This window comes from Eggerthella timonensis (assembly GCF_900184265.1).
Taxonomy (GTDB): Bacteria; Actinomycetota; Coriobacteriia; order Coriobacteriales; family Eggerthellaceae; genus Eggerthella; species Eggerthella timonensis.
The window spans coordinates 2,602,991-2,622,391 of sequence record NZ_FXXA01000002.1 but is presented as its reverse complement, the minus strand read 5'-3'; the positions used below and the strand labels follow the sequence as shown (position 1 = coordinate 2,622,391).

Below are 19,401 nucleotides of genomic sequence, written 5' to 3'. Positions count from 1 at the left end.
TGCATGCTGCAGCGGCAAGGAGGGCTTGCGATCGGGCCCGATCGCAAGCAGCTGAGCCGATTCGCGGGCGAACGCCAGTACGTGTCAACGGTGGTTTACTATGGAGCGGCATACCGCAGTTCAACTCGTTATTCGAGCGAGCCGAAGGATCCCGTGCTACGCCAGCCGTGGCGCACCCGGCCTGCGCTGCGCGCTCGCGGTTTTGGGGAATTGCTGAATGATTCGCAACATTTCGGAACGCGCGGCCGCGACGCCGGCAAATGCGGTACTATATCAACGGTGCCGACGGCACCTTCTTATTGGAGATGGATGGGTCCTGGTGGGCCCCACGGCCTTCAAAGCCGCTGTGAGGCGTGCAGAACGTCTCGGGTGTGTTCGATTCGCACACATCTCCGCCAGATACGCGAAGCGCCCCCGAAGGGGCGCTTTTTTCGTCTGAGAAACGCTCCGAACGGAAGCGTCCTACCTTCCGCCCAGCACGCGCACGTCCCCCTCTCGGCGGGTGACGGCTTGGGCGTCAAAGAACTCGAGCAGGGGGATGGCGTACTTCCTGCTCGTGCCCATCGCGTCCTTGAGCTCTGCCGCCGTGGCGGGGCCATCGGCGAGGCGGGCGCGCACGGCCTGCTCGAAGGCGGCGAGCGCCGTCGCATCGAAGTAGAAGTCCGCGCCGATGCGGCGCACGAGCCCCTGCTTCTCGAGGCCGCCCAGCACGCGGTGGACGAGCGAGGCGTCCAGGCCGCTCGTCGCGACGAGCTCGCTCGTGGAAGGCGGCGCTCCTGCCGCGGCGGCCAGCGTCTCGCGCAGCCGCGCCGCCGCCTGCTCCTCCAGCTTGCGCGCCCCGGCGCCCGCCTTCGGGTGGCTCGCCTCGCCGCCGTCAACCACGGCCAGGCCCCGGGCGACGGCGTCGTCCAGCAGCACGTCGAAGCAGCTCGCGTCCAGGCGCGGCAGGCAGCGCCCGCGCAGCGCGTCCTTCGAGATGCCGGTGGCCGACGGGTTCTCGGCGTGGAACTTCAAAAGCGCGTTCTCGATTGCGGAGCGCTGCTTCTGCAGCACGGAGGCCGCCGCGTAGCGCACCGCGCGCCCGCCGTCGCCTCCGAGGCGCACCGCGGCGTTGCCCGCGGCCAGCGCCTCGAGCTCGCGCGCGGCCGCGTCCTCCTCGAGCCCCGAAAGCGCGGCCAGCTCGGCGGCGGTGACGGGCGCGGCGGCCAACGCGAACGCGGATCGCGCCACGGCCGCCTCGTCTCCCGCGCGCAGCGCGTCGAGCAGCTCGGCCGCCCCGGGCGCGAGCGTGGTGGTGCGACGCGGGCGGGCGCGCAGCACCTCGCCGCCGCCGATGACGTGCACCGGCGAGTACGAGCGCACGACGAAGCGGTCGCGCCAGGCCACGGGCAGCGGCTCGTCGAGGCGGACCTGCGCGTAGGCGCGCTCGCCCGCGGCGAGCGATTCCCGGCCGTCCATGAGCAGCACGCGCCCCGTCACCTCGCGCGTCCCGTGCGCCACGTGCACGCGCGCGCCGCTGGCGAGCGGCTTGCCCTTTCCGGGAACGCCCAGGTAGGAAAGCGATGCGTCGAAGCGGTCGGTGGCGCTCGCGGCGCCCGGCGCGGCAAGGAAGTCGCCGGGGCGCACCTCGTCGACGGACACCGCGTTCAGGTTGAGGGCCACGCGGTGCCCGGCCTCGGCGCGCTCGACGGGCGCGCCATGCACCTGCACGCTGCGCACGCGCGTGCGCAGGCCGGAGGGGTGCACCTCCACCTCGTCGCCCACCTGCGCCGACCCGCTCCACAGGGTGCCCGTGACCACGGTGCCGGCGCCCTTGATGCTGAACACGCGGTCGACGGGCAGGCGCAGGCGCGTGCCCGCCTTCGCGCGGCGCGTCGTGCGCGCGGCGCGCGAGAGCGCCGAGCGCAGCTCGGGCAGGCCGGCGCCCGTGCGGCTGGACACGGGGACGATCTCGGCTTCGGCGTAGGGCGTGCCCGCCAGGCGCCCCCGCACCTCCTCGGCCATGAACAGCGCCCATTCCTCGTCCACGAGATCGGTCTTCGTGAGCGCCACCACGCAGGTGCGGATGCCCAGCAGCTCGAGCACGGCGAGGTGCTCCACCGTCTGCGGCATGACGCCGTCGTCGACGGCGATGCACAGAAGCGCCAGGTCGATGCCCGTCGACCCCGCGATCATCTGGCGCACGAACCGCTCGTGGCCCGGCACGTCCACCACGCCGAGCTTCGTGCCGTCCGGCAGGTCGAGGCGGGCGAAGCCCAGCTCGATGGTGATGCCGCGCTGCTTCTCCTCGGCCAGACGATCGGGGTCGGTGCCGGTCAGCGCCAGCACGAGCGACGACTTGCCGTGGTCGATGTGGCCGGCCGTGCCCAGCACGAGGTCGGTCTGCGTCGCCTCGCTCATGCCCGGCCCCTCTCGGCCTCGGCGTCGAGCGCGTCGAAGTAGGCGCGCACGGCCTCGGCAGCCTCGGCCAGCTCGTCCTCGGCCACGGTGCGCGCGTCCAGCAGCACGGCGTCGTGCTTGATACGGCCCACCACGGGCACGTCGCGCCGCGAGACGAGGAACGTCTCGCACCCCTGTGCGTCCCCGCGCAGAAACTCGATGCGCACTGCGTGCGATTCGATGTCGCACAGCGGCAGCGCGCCGCCGCCCGCCCGCGCCGTTTCCGGGACGACGCCGACGCGCGCCGCGCCCGCGGGCAGCGCCGCCTCGACGGCCGCTGCCAGCTGCTCGGCGCGCTCGCGCACGGCCTCGCCCGACTCGGACAGCATGCGCAGCGCGGGGATGCGCTCGAGCGCTGCGGCAGGGTCGAGGTAGAGGCGCAGCGTGGCCTCGAGCGCGGCCAGCGTCATCTTGTCGAGGCGCATGGCGCGGGCGTAGGGGTTCTTCTTCAGGCGGTCGATGAACCGCTTCGCGCCCACGATGATGCCCGCCTGCGGCCCGCCCAAAAGCTTGTCGCCCGAGAACGACACGAGGTCGCAGCCCGCCTGCAGCGACTCGGCGACGGTGGGCTCGGCGTACGCCCCGAACGCCTCGAGGTTCAGAAACGCGCCCGACCCCTGGTCCTCGTACACGAGCAGCTCGCCCGCGCCCGGCTCGCCGGCTGCGGCGCGGCGCGCGTTCTCGGCGTCGGCCAGCGCGCGCAAATCGCCTGCGGCCACGCCTTCGGTGAAGCCCACCACGCGGTAGTTGGAGGGATGCACCTTGAGCACCATCGAGGTGTCGGCGCCGATGGCCCGCTCGTAATCCACGGCGTGCGTCTTGTTCGTGGTGCCCACCTCTACCATGCGGGCCTGCGACAGCTCCATGATGTCGGGGATGCGGAACGACCCGCCGATCTCCACGAGCTCGCCGCGCGACACGACCGCCTCGTGGCCGCGCGCGAACTCGTGGAGCACCATCATGACGGCCGCCGCGTTGTTGTTCACGGCCAGCGCCGCCTCGGCGCCGGTGAGCGTGCACACGAGGCGCTCGACATGGTCGTGGCGGCTGCCGCGCGCCATGGCCTCGGTGTCGTACTCCAGCGTGGAGTAGCCGCGCGCAACGTCCTCCACGGCGCGCACGGCCTCGTCGGCCAGCGGGCTGCGCCCGAGGTTCGTGTGCACGACGATGCCGGTGGCGTTGATCACGCGGCGCAGCGAGGGCCGCGCCTTGGCCAGCGCACGGGCGCGCACGGCGTCGGCCAGCGCATGGACGTCCACCTCGTCGCAGGCGTCGGCGAGCACCGCCTGGCGCAGCTCGTCGACGGCCTCGCGCACGCAGTCGGCGAGCACGCTGCGGGGAACGAGCGACAGAAGCGCGCTCACCTCGGGCAGCTGGAGCATTTCCTCCACCTGCGGGAGCGCGCGGAGCAGGTCGGTGCGTGACGGATTCGCCATAAGAGCGCCTTTCTCGTGCTTGGGTGCGGGAGCGCGCGGCCGATGCGGCCGCGCTCCAAAGTATACCAGCCCTCCGCGCCGCGGTGGGCGAACGACCCGGGAACATTCGCGGAGAACCCCGGCGCGGGGCGCTGCGATGGGGAAATTGTCGAGGAAAAGACTATTGTTTCGCCTCGAGGCGGCGAGTTGAGGTACCATACCCTGCGGCTTCGAAGGGGACGAGGATCGGGGCCGGGACGAGACAGGGAAGGAAAAGGGCTCAATCATGACGCCAGACGAAATCAAAACGCTCAAGCCGGACGCGCTCTCGCCGGCCGAGACCGCTGCGAAGGCCGAGGCCGTCGGGGAGGCGAAAGCGGCCATTCCGTCGGCGAGGTGCTTCGCGTCCTCCATGCTCGCCGGCGCGTTCATCGCGTTCGGCGCGCTGTACTTCTGCGTGTTCCTCGGCGATCCGACCATGCCGTTCGCCGTGCAGCGCATGGTGGGCGGCGTCTGCTTCTGCCTCGGCCTCGTGCTCGTGCTGTGCTGCGGGGCCGAGCTGTTCACCGGCAACATCCTCATGGTATGCGCCAAGGCGTCGAAGCGGATCGGGTGGGCGCTCTTGCTGCGGAACTGGGCGATCGTCTGGATCGGCAACCTTGCGGGAGCGCTCGTCGCGCTCGCGCTCGTCTTCCTCGCCAACGTCGCCGCCATGAACGGCGGGGCGGTCGGCGAGGCGTTCGTCAGCGTGGCGGCGGGCAAGGTCGCTCCCGATTGGGCCACGCTGTTCTTCAAAGGCGTCATGTGCAACATCCTCGTGTGCCTGGCGGTATGGATCGGCTTCTCGGCGCGCACCGTCGTCGACAAGGTCATCGGCATCATCCTGCCCATCTCGGCCTTCGTCGCCTGCGGGTTCGAGCACTGCGTCGCCAACATGTTCTTCCTTCCCATGGGGCTGCTGCTCAACTCGATGGGCGTGGGCGCTCCCGACGCGGTCACGCTCGGCGGCCTCGCCGCGAACCTGTCGGCGGCCACGCTCGGCAACATCGTCGGCGGCGTCGCAGTGGGGCTCGCGTTCTGGTTCGTCCATCGGCAAAAGGCCGCGAGCAGGTAAAGGGCCTCGCCGCCGACCGCTCGCCGATCATGGAATCGATGATTGCGACGGGCGGCCGACATACGGTATCATTACGGCGTTGCTTCGCATTGGCACGACTTCTGCGCGGGTGCCATTTCTGCATGCGGGGCGGCGCTTCGCTTCCGCGCACCTCATCGCGTCCCGCATGCGCCTCTGCGCGCGTCCGGCGGCGCTGTTCCATCCATTCTGCATCGCAATCGAATAGTGCCGCAAGCATGCCGTCTCGCGACGCAAGCTTGCTCATCGACCGGTATCGAAGGGGGCCTTCATGGCTGATTATCAGGCTATGTGGAAAGACCTGGGTATGGACCTGGAAACGCACGACCAGCTGTGCGCCGTGCTGCCGATGGCGTTCGGCGACACGTACCTCACGCAGGAGAACCGACCGGAGAACATGGCGTTCTACGACTTCGTGGTGTCCGAGATCCACGGCGTGCGCCCGGCCGAGCTCATCGAGCTGCAAAGCCGCGGGGGCAAGGTGTTCGGCACGTTCTGCGTGTTCGTGCCCGACGAGGTGGTCGTCGCCTGCGGCGGCGCGGTCACCGGCTTGTGCGGCGGCTCGCAGTTCTGGGTGCCCGAAGGCGAGAAGGTGCTGCCGAGCGGCATCTGCCCGCTGATCAAGGCGTCGCTCGGCGCGCACTTCGGCCGGACCTGCCCGTACTTCAGCGTGGCGGATCTGTACGTGGGCGAGACCACGTGCGACGGCAAGAAGAAGGCTTACGAGATCCTCGGGGCCGACAAAGAGACGTACGTCATGGACGTTCCGCAGGTGAAGCGCGCCAAGGACATCGCGGCGTGGAAGGACGAGATCGCCCTGTTCGCGAAGAAGGTGGAAGCGGTCACGGGCAACGAGTTGACCGAGGAGAACCTGGCCCGGGCCATCCGCCTCATCAACGAGAAGCGCCGCGCGCTGGCGCGCGTGTACGAGGCCCGCAAGGCCGACCCGGTGCCCATCAGCGGCAAGGACGCCTTGCTCATGATGCAGATCGCGTTCTTCGACGACCCGGCGCGCTGTGCCGAGACGGCCAACAAGCTGGCCGACGAGCTGGAGGAGCGCATCGAGCGCGGCGAGGGCGCGGCGCCGGCCGGCACGAAGCGCATCCTCGTCACGGGCACGCCGCTGGCCATCCCGAACTGGAAGCTGCACCACCTCATCGAGACGAGCGGCGCCGTGGTGGTGTGCGAGGAGATGTGCACGGGCACGCGCTACTTCGAGAACGAGGTAGACGAGGGCGCCGACACGCTCGACGGCATGTTCCAGGCGCTGTCCGAGCGCTACATGAAGAACAACTGCGCGTGCTTCACGCCGAACCCGGGTCGCGTCGCCGACGTGGTGCGCATGGCGAAGGAGTACCAGGTGGACGGCGTGATCGACGCGAACCTCAAGTTCTGCACGCTCTACGACGTGGAGAAGGGCTCGTTGGCCGACGCGCTCGCCGAGGAGGGCATCCCGTGCCTGGGCCTCGAGACGGACTACGCCGACAACGACGCCGAGCAGCTGCGCACGCGTATCGGCGCGTTCGTCGAGATGCTGGACGCGTAGGGCGGATCAGTGCAACAAGACGCTGCCGATACGGTGAACGAGGGCCCGCGGCCCGTGGATTGCTATATCCTGTTCTCGAGCCATACCGACGGTTGGCGGCTGTACGAAGCGGCGCGCGATGCGGGGCGCACGGTGCGCATATCGCCCACACCCCGCGCCGCGCGCGCATCCTGCGGGGTGTCGCTGCTTGCGTCGTGCGACGACGTGGAGCTGCTCGAGCGCCTCGCGCAGGAGGAGGGCATCCCGCTCGAAGGAGTCGCCCGGCTGCCGCGCCAGCTCAACGCGCGGCGCGATACGTTTTGCTGACAGGCGCCGTCACAAGCGGAGGCCGCCCGGGATTCGCCGTCACGGGCGGCGGCCGCAGGTCGGAGTCGAAGGAGCCCCTGCGGCGCGAGCCGAAGGGCACGACGGAGAAAGAAGGGATCGCGATGGAGAGAATCGACGCGCGGGGCCAGGCGTGCCCGCTTCCCGTGGTGCGCGCCAAGAAGGCGCTCGCGGCCATGGGGGAGGGCGTGCTCGAAGTGCTCGTTGACAACGAGACCGCGGTGCACAACCTCGAGGCGCTCGGCAAGACGCTCAAGGTGGAGGCGTCCGGCGAGGAGCGCGGGGCGTCGACGTTCGCGGTGACGTTCGCGAAGGGCGCGGCGAGCGTCGCGGCTGCGGCTGCCCAAGACGCCGCGTGCCCGGCCGTCCAGGCGACCCCGACGGGCGGCGTCGTGGCGGTGATCCCGTCCGAGTTCATGGGGTCGGGCGACGACGAGCTGGGGGCGGTGCTCATGAAGGGCTTCGTGTTCGCCCTCACCCAGCTCGACGAGCTGCCGGAAACGGTGCTCATGTACAACGGCGGCGTGAAGCTGGCGTGCGCCGGCTCCTCGTCGCTCGACGACCTGCGCGCGCTGGCCGAGGCCGGCGTGGAGGTCATGAGCTGCGGCACGTGCCTGAACCATTACGGGTTGGCCGAGCAGCTGGAAGTAGGCGAGGCCACGAACATGTACGTGATCGTGGAGAAGCAGGCGAACGCGCGCGGCATCGTCCGCCCGTAGGGTCGAAGACGCGCGAGGACAAGGACCGTGGAGCTATGATCTACTTCGACAACGCGGCCACCACCGCATCCAAGCCGCCGGCGGTGGCCGAGACGGTGGCGCGCGCCATCAACGGGTTCGGCGGCGTGGGCCGCGGCGTGCACGAGGCGTCCCTCGACGCGGGCTATGCCGTGTTCCGTGCGCGCCAGCAGCTCGCGCGCCTGTTCGGCGCGGGCGATCCTGCGCGCGTGGCGTTCGCCGGCAACGCCACCGAGGCGCTCAACACGGCCGTCAACGGGCTCGTGCGCCCGGGCGATGCGCTCGTGACCACGGCCGCGTCGCACAACTCGGTGCTGCGCCCGCTGTACCGCGCGGTCGACGAGCGCGGATGCAAGCTGACCGTGGTGCCGCACGACGCGCGCGGGGCGCTCGACTACGAAGCGCTCGACGCGGCGCTCGAGCCGAACGTGCGCCTCGCGGTCGTCACCCACGCCTCGAACCTGACGGGCGACGTGTACGATATCGCCCGCATCGCCCGCATCTGCCGCGAGCGCGGCGTGCTGCTGCTGGTGGACGCCGCCCAGACGGCCGGCGTCGTGCCCATCGACATGGGGCGCGACGGGCTCGACCTCGTGGCGTTCACGGGGCACAAGAGCCTGTACGGCCCGCAGGGCACGGGCGGCCTCGCCGTGGCGGAGGGCGTGGACGTGGAGCCGCTCAAGGTGGGCGGCTCAGGCGTGCACAGCTACGACCGGCGCCACCCCGTGCGCATGCCCGAGCGGCTGGAGGCGGGCACGCTCAACGCCCACGGCATCGCCGGCCTGGGCGCGGGGCTCGCCTACATCGAGGAGCGCGGCGTCGAGGAGATGGGCGCGCGGGTGCGGGCCCTGGCCGAGCGGTTCGAGCGCGGCGTGCGCGGCATCGAGGGCGTGCGGGTGCTGGGAGGGGGCGGCGACGCGGGTCGTTGCGGCATCGTGGCGCTCAACGTGGGCGAGCTGGACTCCGCGGCGGTGGGCGATGCGCTCAACGCCGAGTTCGGCATCTGCACGCGCGCCGGCGCCCACTGCGCGCCGCTCATGCACGAGGCGCTGGGCACCCAGAACCAGGGCGCGGTGCGGTTCAGCTTCAGCAGCTTCAACGCCGAAGACGAGGTGGACGCCGGCATCGCCGCCGTGGCCGCCATCGCCGAGGAGGCGTGAGCCGTGCGCAGAAAGACGCCGAAAGCCGTGGTGACGTTCGCGTCCACGAGCGATGCGATGGCCGTTGAGGCCGCTGCCCGCGAGGCGGGCTTCCCAGGCAGGATGATCCCCATACCGTCCGAGATATCCGCCGGCTGCGGCCTCGCCTGGTGCGTTCCCGCCGAGGAACGCGACGCGCTGCTCGCCGCCTTCGCCGACGGCGCGCTCGCGTACGAGGCCGTGCACGAGGTGGAGCTGTACTAGGCCGACGCCCCCTGGCTTGGAGGAGGACGTGGGCGCCGCGGCGCATCCGCGCCGCTGAGACGACCTGCGGGTTCTCTCATCGGCTCCGATGCGCCGCGCGATAGGCACGCTCTTCTCCGCGCCAAGAGAGAAAATGAAAGGATCTTGCCCATGCCCGCTATCGGCATCGACATAGGCAGCACGGCGGCGAAAGCTGCGGTGCTCGAGGGCTGCGAGCTCGTCGCGACGTTCGTGTGCCCGACGGGGTACAGCAGCGTGGACGCAGCCGAGCGCCTGGCCGAGCAGCTGCGCGCCCGGGGCTTCGACCCGCTCGACGCGCCCTGCGTGGCCACCGGCTACGGGCGCGTCGCCGTTCCCTACGCGAACCGCGTGGTCACCGAGATCACCTGCCACGGCAAGGGCGCCGGTTTCCTGTTCGGAGGCGAGGGCACCGTGGTGGACGTGGGCGGCCAGGACACGAAGGTCATCGTGCTGCGCGGCGGCAAGGTGGCGAAGTTCGCGATGAACGACAAGTGCTCGGCCGGCACGGGCAAGTTCCTCGAGGTCATGGCGAACCGCCTCGGCGTCAGCCAGGGAGAGCTCGCGCGCCTCGCGCAGGCGGGCGCTCCCACGTCCATCTCGTCCATGTGCACGGTGTTCGCGGAATCCGAGGTCATCAGCCTCATCGGCACCGGCACGCCCCGCGAGGACATCGCGTACGGCGTGATCGAGTCGGTGGTGGAGAGGGTGTCGGTGCTCGCGGCGCAGGGCAAGGGCGCGCCGTACTACCTGACGGGCGGCCTGTGCGAGAACGGGTACTTCGTCGAGCGCTTGGGAGTGCGCCTCGGCTCGCCCGTGGCCACCGACGCGCGGGCGCGCTATGCCGGCGCGGTGGGCGCCGCGCTGCTGGCGATGTCCGTCCGATAACCATTATGGTGAAGGTCATGGACAAAAACGCGGGTTTTCTCTAGATTTTCTACCCTGTAGCGAGCCTCGGTCGCGGGCGGCTCCAATAACCCGAGGTCAAAGCGTCGAAGTTTAGATTATACTGGAAAAAAGATAAAGAAAACTCGCGTTTTTGTCCAGCAGGCATGCAGTCCGCCGTTATGTCCCAAAGGGGCCTGGCCCCTTTGGGACACGTGGGCCCTTTGGGACATCCTCACGCGCGCATCGCGATGGTTCCGCTCTTTCCGTCCCGCACGCGCCCGATCAGCGCGGGGCGGCGTCCGGCGGCGCGCACGAACGCCTCCGCGAACGCGTCGGCCTCCTCGCTCGCCACGGCCACGAGCAGGCCGCCCGACGTCTGCGGGTCGCACAGCACGCCCATGCGGTTCTCGAACTCCTCGTCGTCGAGCGCGCCCTGCTCCACGAAGGCGCGCGCCCAATCCACGATGCCGAACGTCTTGGCGGGGCGGCAGAAGTCGCACGAGTACGCGTAGGCGCCCTCGAACAGGGGCAGGTCGTCCCAGAAGAGCTCGGCCGAGGCGCCCGAGGCGTCGAGCATCTCGTGGAGGTGGCCCGCCAGCCCGAAGCCCGTCACGTCGGTGGCGGCATGCGCGTGCACGCTCGCCATCGCCTCGGCGCCCGCACGGTTGAGCTCCATCATGGAGTCGATGACGGGGCGCATGCCCTCGTCGTCCTCGAACCCGGCGCGGAACGCCGAGTTCATGAGCCCCGAGCCGATGGTCTTCGTGTAGAACAGCACGTCGCCCGGCAGCGCCCCGCCGTTTCTGACGATGCGGTCGGGGTGCACGGTGCCGAACACCGACAGCCCGTACTTGGGCTCGTCGTCCTCGATGGAGTGGCCGCCCACCACGAACGCGCCCGCCTCGGCCACCTTGTCTGCCCCGCCGCGCAGCACCTCGCCCACCACGTCGGTGCCGAGGCTGCAGGGGAACGCGAGGATGTTGAGCGCGGTCAGCGGCTTCGCGCCCATGGCGAACACGTCGGACAGCGCGTTCGCCGCGGCGATGGCGCCGAACTCGTAGGGATCGTCCACCACCGGCGTGAAGAAGTCGAGCGTCAGCACGGCGGCCGTCTCGTCGTTCAACCGGTAGACGGCGGCGTCGTCGGAGGTGTCGAAGCCCAGCAGCAGGTCGGCGTCGGGAGGCGGCGCGATGTCCTTCAATATCTCTTCGAGGTCGCCCGGACCCCACTTCGCCGCTCAACCGCCCTTCTCGGTGAGGTGGGTGAGGCGTATGCGCTCGGTCTCGCTCATGGCCGTTCCTTCCGCATGGACGCGATGGTTGCTGCATCCAGTATAACAGTCCTGCGCACCCGTCGATCATCCTGCCGCCTACGCGTTATCCGCGCCGCTCGTCGATACCGTAGCGGTGCCTCAAACGTACCGTCTACCGGAGACGGGTCGCCGCCCACCAGGGGAAAGCGACCGCTCGCTCTGCCGCTTTTCCGGCGGGGTGTCGTTTACCGAATATTCCACGAATGAATCTTGAGCGTTTGCGCATAAAACGACCCATATCATCAGAAACTGATTACGTCGCATCTTGGCGCGCTTGCTAAGATCGCGGTCGTCGGGCGGTGGAGGGCTGCCGTCCCGGCACACCATGCAATCCGGCACCACGAGCAGGACGACGTCTCCCATGCCCTCGGCGACGTTCTCCCGCTGGTCTCGGGCATGATTCTCAACGGACGAGAAGGAAGGAGAACGAGGACATGAACCTGTCACGCAGGGGCTTCTTCAAAGCCGCCGGTGCCGCGTTCGCCACTACCATGGCGTTCGAGCTGTCCTCACAGTCGGAGGCGCTGGCCGTCGAGCCCGCAGCCGACTGGAAGCTCGTGAACACGGAGGAGTACACGAACATCTGCTGCTACTGCTCGGGCGGATGCGGCGTGATCTGCTCCACCCGCGACGGCGAGCTGGTGAACATCGAAGGCGATCCCGACCACCCCATCAACCAGGGCGGTCTGTGCCCGAAGGGCGCCACGATGTTCCAGCTGCGCAACGTGGTGGATCCTGCCACGCGCGAGGTGATCAAGAACCCGAACCGCCGGACCAAGCCGATGGTGCGCCGTCCCGGCGCCTCCGAGTGGGAGGACATCACCTGGGACGATGCCGTCGCCGAGATCGCGAAGTGGGTCAAGAAGACCCGCGACGAGACGTTCGAGACGGTGGCCAACGGCATCACGGTGAACCGGTGCCACGGCATCGCCAGCCTGGGCGGCAGCCAGCAGAACTCCGAGGAAGAGTACCTCATCAACAAGATGATGCGCTCGTTAGGGGTGATAGCCATCGACAACCAGGCTCGTGTTTGACACAGCCCCACGGTTGCCGGTCTGGCAGCAACATTCGGTCGCGGTTCCATGACGAACCACTATTGCGACATGCAGAACGCCGACGTCATCATGACGATCGGCTCCAACAACGTCGAGAACCATCCCGTGTCCTCCAAGTGGGTGCAGAAGGCGCTCGATAACGGCGCGACGTGGATCGTCGTCGACCCGCGCTACACGCGCTCGGCCGAGATGGCGGACATCTACTGCCCCATCCGCTCGGGCACCGACATCGCCTTCTACGGCGGCCTGTTCAACTACATCATCGAGCACGACCTGTGGCAGCACGAGTACGTGCTGAACTACACGAACGCCTCCTACCTGCTCGACGAGGAGTACTCCTTCGACGTGGAGGCGGGCATCTTCTCGGGCTTCGACGAGGACAGCGCCACCTACGACGCGAAGACCTGGCACTACCAGGTCGAGTCCACGAAAGAATGGGACACCTCCGAGGGCGGCGCCTACGCCTGGGCCGCGGCCGAGGGCGTGCCCGCGTTCACGCCTCCCACCGTCGAGGTGCCGAAGCGCGACATGACCCTGCAGGACCCGATGTGCGTGTTCCAGCAGATGAAGAAGCACTACTCCCGCTACGACCTGGACGCCGTGTCCAGCGTGTGCGGCATGGACAAGGACCTGCTGGAGAAGGTGTACGCCACCTACGCCTCCACGGGCGCTCCCGACAAGTCCGGCACCATCCTGTATGCCCTCGGCCAGACGCAGCACACCTACGGCGCGCAGAACTGCCGCTCCATGGGCATCCTACAGCTTCTGCTGGGCAACGTCGGCGTGGCCGGCGGCGGCGTGAACGCGCTGCGCGGCGAGCCGAACGTGCAGGGAGCCACCGACATGGGCATGCTCGTGGCGAACCAGCCCGGGTACCTGAACTGGCCCACCGAGTACGGCACCCCGTCTCTGCGCAAATGGTGCGAGAAGGAAACCTATTCCGACGGCTACTACACCAACAAGCCGAAGTTCATCGTCTCCGCGCTCAAGGAGTGGTTCGGCGACGCGGCCACGGTGGACAACGACTACGGCTACGACTGGTGGCCGAAGGTGCCGAAGAGCCCCGACTACTCCATCATCGGCTCGTTCGAGCTCATGAGCCAAGGCGTCATCAAGGGCTACTTCAACTGGGGCATGAACCCCTGCCATTCGGCGCCGAACGCGAGCAACGTGCGCCGCGCCATGGCGAACCTCGACTGGCTCGTGGTGGCCGACTGGGTGGAGACGGAGTCCGCCACCTTCTGGAAGGCCCCCGACATGAACCCGGCCGACGTCGACACCACGGTGTACTTCCTGCCCGCGGCCCTCATCTACGAGAAGCCCGGCATCATCGCGAACTCGGGCCGCTGGCTGCAGTGGCGCTTCCAGGCCGTCGAGCCGTGGGAAGAGGCCAAGCCCGACTACGAGATCTGCGACGTGCTGTGGACGGCCATCGTCGACGTGTACAAGAAGGAAGGCGGCGTGGCGCCCGAGCCCATTCTGAACACGAAGTGGGACTACTACGTGGACGGCAAGATCGATCCGCGCCCCGTGAACTGGGCCCTGAACGGCTACGTGTACGAAGGCACCGAGTGCAACACGACCTCGGCCGCCCCGAAGACCGAGCTGCTCTCGTCGTTCGCGAACCTCAAGGCCGACGGCTCCACGGCTTGCGGCATGTGGATCTACACCGGCTTCTGGGCCAACAACGACGCGCCGCTCGATCCGGCCGAGCAGGCCGCCGGCGGGCGCAACACCGAGGATCCCTCGGGGCTGGGCCTGCATCCGAAGTTCTCCTTCGCCTGGCCGCTCAACCGCCGCGTCATCTACAACCGCGCCTCGGCCGACATGGAGGGCAAGCCCTGGAACCCGAACCGGGTGCTCGTCGAGTGGACGGGCGACAAGTGGGTGCAAAACGACGTCGGCGACTTCGTGGCCGTGTCCAACGGCACGCCGGTTCCCCCGAACAACAAGGCCTTCATGATGCTGTGGGAGCAGAACGCGCGCCTGGAGAGCTACGGCATGGGCGACGGGCCGCTGCCCGAGCACTACGAGCCCTTCGAGAGCCCGGCCGACAACCAGATGAACGGCCGGCAGAACTCGCCGTGCGTCCGCTTCGCCGAGTTCGAGTCGGTCAAGCGCGGCGACCGCAGCCAGTACCCCATCGCGGTGACCACCTACTCGGTCACCGAGCACTGGCAGACTGGCGGCCAGACCCGCACGTGCCCCGCGCTCAACGAGGCCATGCCCGAGCAGTTCGTCGAGATGTCGGTCGAGCTGGCAGCCGAGAAGGGCATCGAGAACGGCGAGCGCGTCCGCGTGTTCAACAACCGCGGCTCGGTGGAGGTCATGGCGCTGGTGACGCCGCGCTTCAAGCCGTTCAAGGTGAACGGCGAGACGGTGCACCAGGTGGGCATGACGCACCACTTCGGCTGGGCGGGCGATTTCGCCACGGGCGACATCGTCAACGACCTGCCGCCGAACGTGGGCGACCCGAACTGCTGGGTTCCCGAGTACAAGGCGTTCCTGGTCGATATCGAGAAAGCATAGGAGGGGTGAGCTATGAGTGAGAAAGCCATATTGTTCGACTCCTCCCGCTGCACCGCGTGCCGCGGCTGCCAGGTGGCCTGCAAGTGCTGGAACGGCTTGCCGTCCACCCTCGAGAAGAACGGGAACCCCTCGACGGGCTCCTACCAAAGCCCGATGGACCTGAACGGCGCCACGCGCATCCTGATCAGCTTCCACGAGGAGGCCGGCGGCGACAAGGGTGTGAAGTGGGCCTTCGGGCGCCGGAGCTGCCAGCACTGCACCGATGCCCCCTGCGCCACCATCTGCCCGGCGGGCGCGGTGTTCAAGGACGAGGCCACGGGGCTCGTGAGCGTGGACGACTCCAAGTGCATCGGCTGCAAGTACTGCTCCACGGCCTGCCCGTTCGACGTGCCGCAGTACCGCGAGGACAACGGTCGCATGAACAAGTGCACGGGCTGCCTCGACCGCATCGAGCAGGGCCTGTCCCCTGCGTGCGTCACGACGTGCCAGCCCGGCGCGCTCGTGTTCGGCGATCGCGACGAGCTGCTGGCCCAGGCCAAGGAGCGCGTGAGCTACCTGCAAGGCAAGGGCTACGCCGACGCCGCCGTGTACGGCGAGGACCAGGTGGGCGGCCTGCACGTCGTCCAGGTGCTCAAGCACGGCGTGGCCGCTCATGGCCAGGTCGAGAACCCGCAGGTCAACCCGATCGTCGGCCTGACGCAGATCATGAAGCCGGTCACGGCGGTGGCCACGGGCGTGACGGTGGCCGGCCTGGCTGCCATGTTCGCCCTCGGCGTCGGCTACAAGCGCGACAAGCTGGCGTACAATGCCGAGACCGAGGACACCATCGACGTGGACACCGGAGCGGTGGTCAAGCACGGCGACGGCCAGGACACCGAATCGGTGAAGGAGCACATCTTCGAGAACCTGGGCGGCAAGAAGGGAGGCAACGATGAATAAGGGACCCGTCATGGTCTCCGCTGAGGAGGCCGCCAAGAACCAGGCGTTCTTGGAAGGCATGGCGAAGAGCGGCAAGGAGCGCTATATCAAGCGCCACTCGCTGCAGGCGCGCGTCACGCACGACGTCACCATCATCGCGTGCATCCTGCTGGCCATCTCGGGGCTGTTCGTGTTCGTCCCGGCGCTCGCCGCGATGGCCGGCCCGGACGCCGTGTGGCTCATCCGCATGTCGCACCGCGTCATCGGCGTCGTCTTCGTCGCCGTGCCCCTCGTCAGCGCCATCATGGCGCCGAAGGGCGTGGCCCACATCTTCAAGAACCTGTTCGCGAAGTGGGACTCCGACGACAAGAAGTGGATGATCCTGTTCTTCCCGTACCTGTTCATGGCCAAGTGGATCCACATGCCCGACCAGGGCGAGGTCAAGAGCGGCCAGCGTTTCGCCGACGGCATGCTGTGGTTCGCCGGCGCGCTCATGGGCATCACGGGCGTGCTGTTGCTGCTGGGCTCGACGGTGGTCGACTTCGGCGGGGCGCAGGGCATCTTCCTGTTCCTGCACGACGTGGGCTTCCTGCTGATCGCGGTGTTCGCGCTCGCGCACATCTTCCTGGGCGCCGGCATCTTCCAGCCGTACCGCGGCACGGCCAAGCTCATGTTCGGCGACGGCACCGTGTCCGAGTCCGACGCCCTGTACCACTGGGGCCACTGGGCTCGCGAGGAGATCGCCACCGGCCAGAACGTGGTGGAGAAGACGAAGTAAGCACGATTGCAAGACGGCCTGTTCGTGCCGCCGCCCTGCGCGGCGGCACGAACGTCCTGCCCGCGCGGCATGCGCGGCGCGGGCAGGGACACCGAATCGATAGGATGCAAGCATATGAACCTCAAAGCCATCGACGCGGCCATCGCCGCGTACCGTACGAACCTCGACGACGCCGACAACGCGCGACTCGCGTTCTTCCGCGAGCTGTGGGGCGCGGCCGACGAGGCCGCCGCGAGCGCCGATACGGCCGCAGCCTACCCGCTGCCCGACGCGGACAGCCTGCGCGCATGGGCGCGGGCGGGCGAGCCCGTGCTCGCGCAGGCGCCGGTCGCGCTCGAGGCCGACGCGCTGGCGGGCGCGGTGGGGCGGGTGGCCGCGCTCATGGCCGAGCACGGCGGCTTCGCGGCGTCGACGAGCGAGGCGCTGTCGCGCACGAACTGGGAGCGCATGGCGACGGCGAGCGACCTCGCGCTGGCCGGCAGCGATCCGGCAGCCTACGTCGAGTCGTTCGCCGCGCTCTTGGAAGACGACGGCATGGACGAGGACGCGGCCCGCATCGGCGCCGCCGCCGCGGCGCTCGCGCTGCGCGCGCTGCTGGAGGGCCCGGCTGCGGCCATCGAGCAGGCGCGCCGCGCGGCGGGCGCCGACGAGCCGCACAGCGTGCGCTGCCCCGTATGCGGAGGCGAGGCCGCCGTGGCGCAGGTGAGCGGAGCGCCGGCGGGGCAGGGGCGCGGCAAGCGCCTGTGGTGCGGCCATTGCGGCTGCGTGTGGGACTTCGAGCGCGTGCGCTGCGCGCGCTGCGGCACGCAGAACCAGGGGCACCTGCACTACTTCAACCTCGAAGGCGACGAGGCGCACCGCCTGGCCACCTGCGACGAGTGCGGCGGCTACACGCGCACCGTGTACCAGGCCGACGCGCTCGCGCCCTTCTCGTTCGAGGTGGAGGACGTGCTCATGGCGAAGCTCGACCTCGTGGCCTACCAGCGCGCCGCCGCCGACGCGGCTGCGGCCGGCGAGGGAGCCGAAGCCGTCGAAGCGCCGGCGCGGGGGTAGCGCCATGGCCATCGTGGAGTACCCCGCACCCGCGCGCAGCGAATCGGCCGAGCGGCCCATCCGCATCTACCTGAACGACGTGCCCGTGGCGGTGAGCCAGGGCAGCCCCTTCGGGCTGCCCGAGCTCGCCGTGGGCTACCTGCTGTCCGAGGGCCTCATCGCCGACCGCGAGTGCTTCGTCGAGGTGACCGCCGTGCCCGAGGAGGCTGCCGTGTACGTGGCCAGCGGCGAGTGCGCCGCGGAGGGCTACGTGCCCCTGCACCGCGTCACGTCGGCCGGCTGCGCGAGCTCGGCGCTTTTGCGCGACGCGCGGCGCGTGGAAGAGCCGCGCGTGCTCGAGACGACGGCCCGATTCGACGCCGACGACCTCTTGGCCTGCATGGACGAGCTGTGCGAGCGCAGCCCGCGCCGCAACACCGGCGAGTGCGTGCACGGCTGCGGGCTGGGGGCGGCGGGCGAGGGCTCCCTCTTGCTCGTGCGCGAGGACATCGGGCGCCACAACGCCATGGACAAGCTCGTGGGCCAGGCATGGCTCGACCGCGTGGACGTGCGCGACAAGGCGCTGTTCATCACGGGGCGCATCAGCTGCGAGATGGCGCTCAAGGCCTACCGGGCCGGCTGCTCCGTGCTCGTCAGCCGCAAGTCGGCCACCGACGAGGCCGTGGCCCGCGCCGAGGCCCTCGGCGTCACCCTCGTTTCGCACTGCCGCGACGGCCGCGTGCGCGTGCTGTCGCGCCCCGAGCGCATCATCGGGTAGGGAGCGGGCCGTCGACCGTTTCGGCGGCAAGGTGGCGTGTCCCTGTCCGGTTTCGGCGTAGGGGCGCCCGGTTTCGGCGCGCGCCTTGACCGCGCTTGCCGATTGCCTTTGAATTGCCGGGACGGCGCGCGGCGCGTAGGCGCGCCCGAACGAGAAAGGGCTTCCTTTGGGGCATTCCAGGCGCGTACGACGCAATCCGAGCGCGATGGCGCTCGTCGTGCTGCTGGCGCTGCTGTTCGCCGGGGCGGCGGCGGGGTTCGGCTATCTCGTCTGGCAACAGCAGCACGCGGCCGATGCGGTGCGCGCGATCGAGCGCACACCGCTGCCGACGGCGGAGCGCGCCTACGATGCGCCTGCGGACGGACCGCGGGAGAACCCCATCGACTTCGAGGAGCTGCGCCAGGAGAACCCCGATGTTTACGCGTGGCTCTACGTGCCGAACACGAACGTCAACCTTCCCGTGCTGCAGCGCCCGGGCGACGACTTCTTCTACCTCGACCATGACCGCTACGGCGAGCCGGCCGTCGAAGGCGCGGTGTTCTCGCAGATGGCGAACGCGACCGACTTCTCCGATCCCGTCACCGTGCTGTACGGCCACAACATCGTGAACGATGCGATGTTCGCCACGTTGCACGCCTACGAGGACCCGGCGTTCTTCGCCGACAATTCCGACCTGCACGTCTACCTGCCCGATCGTATCCTCGCCTACGAGGTGGTGGCGGCCTACGAGTACGACGACCGGCACATCCTCAACTCGTTCGACTTCTCCGACCCCGCCGTGCGAGCGGGCTACTTCGCATCGGTGCTCGCGCCCGACGACCCGAAGGCGAACGTGCGCGACGGCGCGCAGCTCGACGCCGACGACCGCATCGTGCAGCTTAGCACGTGCCGTTCGGCGTGGACGAACGACCCGGTGCGCTATATCGTCACGGCCGTGCTCGTGGGCGAGGAGCCTGCGGCTTGAGATGCGCTTCCGGTTTCGCAGCGAGGAGCGCCGCTTTCGCTCAACGGGTCGAACGGCGCGCCTTCGTGCCGTAGCATGGAGGGGCTGTGGAACGCACGCGCCCTTTCCGGGGCGCATCGACGAGAGAGGTGCT

At 69.2% G+C, this 19,401-nt stretch carries 16 protein-coding genes and 1 tRNA gene; 14 read left to right on the top strand and 3 right to left on the bottom strand.

The features are described 5' to 3' along the window. Positions 1-301: 301 nt before the first annotated feature. Positions 302-398 (top strand) — tRNA-Sec (locus C1A15_RS17030). A 64-nt stretch (positions 399-462) separates the two neighbouring features. On the opposite strand, the gene selB is transcribed toward C1A15_RS17030, so the two are convergent. Beyond that, positions 463-2,400, bottom strand: a complete 1,938-nt coding sequence (selB, locus tag C1A15_RS10985) for a selenocysteine-specific translation elongation factor (RefSeq protein ID WP_101722609.1) — start codon at positions 2,398-2,400, stop codon at positions 463-465. Further along, on the bottom strand, positions 2,397-3,875 hold the full coding sequence (gene selA / locus C1A15_RS10980; RefSeq protein ID WP_101722608.1) for an L-seryl-tRNA(Sec) selenium transferase: 1,479 nt from the start codon (positions 3,873-3,875) through the stop codon (positions 2,397-2,399). Before selA ends, selB begins: the two co-directional genes overlap by 4 nt. 265 nt (positions 3,876-4,140) lie before the next feature. Here selA and C1A15_RS10975 point away from each other — a divergent pair, with 265 nt between their 5' ends. From C1A15_RS10975 to C1A15_RS10945, 7 genes are all read left to right on the top strand, one after another. Then, positions 4,141-4,968 carry a formate/nitrite transporter family protein gene (locus tag C1A15_RS10975; RefSeq protein WP_101722607.1) on the top strand — a complete coding sequence of 276 codons (828 nt, stop codon included), beginning with the start codon at positions 4,141-4,143 and terminating at the stop codon, positions 4,966-4,968. Positions 4,969-5,257: 289 nt separating this feature from the next. Beyond that, positions 5,258-6,532: a double-cubane-cluster-containing anaerobic reductase gene (locus C1A15_RS10970; RefSeq protein ID WP_101722606.1), complete on the top strand. Its 1,275-nt coding sequence runs from the start codon at positions 5,258-5,260 to the stop codon at positions 6,530-6,532. A gap of 9 nt (positions 6,533-6,541) precedes the next feature. Continuing rightward, positions 6,542-6,838 carry a putative Se/S carrier protein gene (locus C1A15_RS10965; protein ID WP_101722605.1) on the top strand — a complete coding sequence of 99 codons (297 nt, stop codon included), beginning with the start codon at positions 6,542-6,544 and terminating at the stop codon, positions 6,836-6,838. 122 nt (positions 6,839-6,960) lie between these two features. Next, the gene (gene yedF / locus C1A15_RS10960; protein WP_101722604.1) at positions 6,961-7,575 is read left to right on the top strand and encodes a sulfurtransferase-like selenium metabolism protein YedF; all 615 of its coding nucleotides are present in this window, start codon (positions 6,961-6,963) and stop codon (positions 7,573-7,575) included. Between the two features lie 35 nt (positions 7,576-7,610). Continuing rightward, positions 7,611-8,753 carry an aminotransferase class V-fold PLP-dependent enzyme gene (locus C1A15_RS10955; RefSeq protein ID WP_101722603.1) on the top strand — a complete coding sequence of 381 codons (1,143 nt, stop codon included), beginning with the start codon at positions 7,611-7,613 and terminating at the stop codon, positions 8,751-8,753. A gap of 3 nt (positions 8,754-8,756) precedes the next feature. After that, complete coding sequence (locus tag C1A15_RS10950; protein ID WP_101722602.1) at positions 8,757-8,996, top strand: putative Se/S carrier protein; 240 nt, start codon at positions 8,757-8,759, stop codon at positions 8,994-8,996. Between the two features lie 150 nt (positions 8,997-9,146). Next, positions 9,147-9,902 carry an acyl-CoA dehydratase activase gene (locus C1A15_RS10945; RefSeq protein ID WP_101722601.1) on the top strand — a complete coding sequence of 252 codons (756 nt, stop codon included), beginning with the start codon at positions 9,147-9,149 and terminating at the stop codon, positions 9,900-9,902. A gap of 232 nt (positions 9,903-10,134) precedes the next feature. Here C1A15_RS10945 and selD read toward each other — a convergent pair whose 3' ends face one another. Further along, positions 10,135-11,193, bottom strand: coding sequence for a selenide, water dikinase SelD (selD, locus tag C1A15_RS10940; RefSeq protein WP_101722600.1), 1,059 nt, complete (start codon positions 11,191-11,193; stop codon positions 10,135-10,137). 455 nt (positions 11,194-11,648) lie between these two features. On the opposite strand from selD, the gene C1A15_RS10930 reads away from it, so the two are divergent. The 6 genes from C1A15_RS10930 to C1A15_RS10905 all read left to right on the top strand — a co-directional run bounded on the left by C1A15_RS10930 (position 11,649) and on the right by C1A15_RS10905 (position 19,268). Continuing rightward, the gene (locus C1A15_RS10930) at positions 11,649-14,798 is read left to right on the top strand and encodes a molybdopterin-dependent oxidoreductase (RefSeq protein ID WP_146001848.1); all 3,150 of its coding nucleotides are present in this window, start codon (positions 11,649-11,651) and stop codon (positions 14,796-14,798) included. A 12-nt stretch (positions 14,799-14,810) separates the two neighbouring features. Continuing rightward, positions 14,811-15,737, top strand: a complete 927-nt coding sequence (locus tag C1A15_RS10925) for a 4Fe-4S dicluster domain-containing protein (RefSeq protein WP_101722597.1) — start codon at positions 14,811-14,813, stop codon at positions 15,735-15,737. Continuing rightward, a complete protein-coding gene (locus C1A15_RS10920; RefSeq protein ID WP_101722596.1) occupies positions 15,730-16,494 on the top strand; it encodes a cytochrome b/b6 domain-containing protein in 765 nt (254 codons plus the stop codon). The genes C1A15_RS10925 and C1A15_RS10920 overlap by 8 nt, the downstream gene beginning before the upstream one ends. A gap of 114 nt (positions 16,495-16,608) precedes the next feature. Then, positions 16,609-17,547, top strand: a complete 939-nt coding sequence (locus C1A15_RS10915) for a formate dehydrogenase accessory protein FdhE (RefSeq protein WP_101723774.1) — start codon at positions 16,609-16,611, stop codon at positions 17,545-17,547. Between the two features lie 4 nt (positions 17,548-17,551). Next, positions 17,552-18,304, top strand: coding sequence for a formate dehydrogenase accessory sulfurtransferase FdhD (gene fdhD, locus C1A15_RS10910; RefSeq protein WP_101722595.1), 753 nt, complete (start codon positions 17,552-17,554; stop codon positions 18,302-18,304). A 166-nt stretch (positions 18,305-18,470) separates the two neighbouring features. After that, positions 18,471-19,268 carry a class B sortase gene (locus tag C1A15_RS10905; protein WP_245865003.1) on the top strand — a complete coding sequence of 266 codons (798 nt, stop codon included), beginning with the start codon at positions 18,471-18,473 and terminating at the stop codon, positions 19,266-19,268. Positions 19,269-19,401 lie beyond the last annotated feature (133 nt).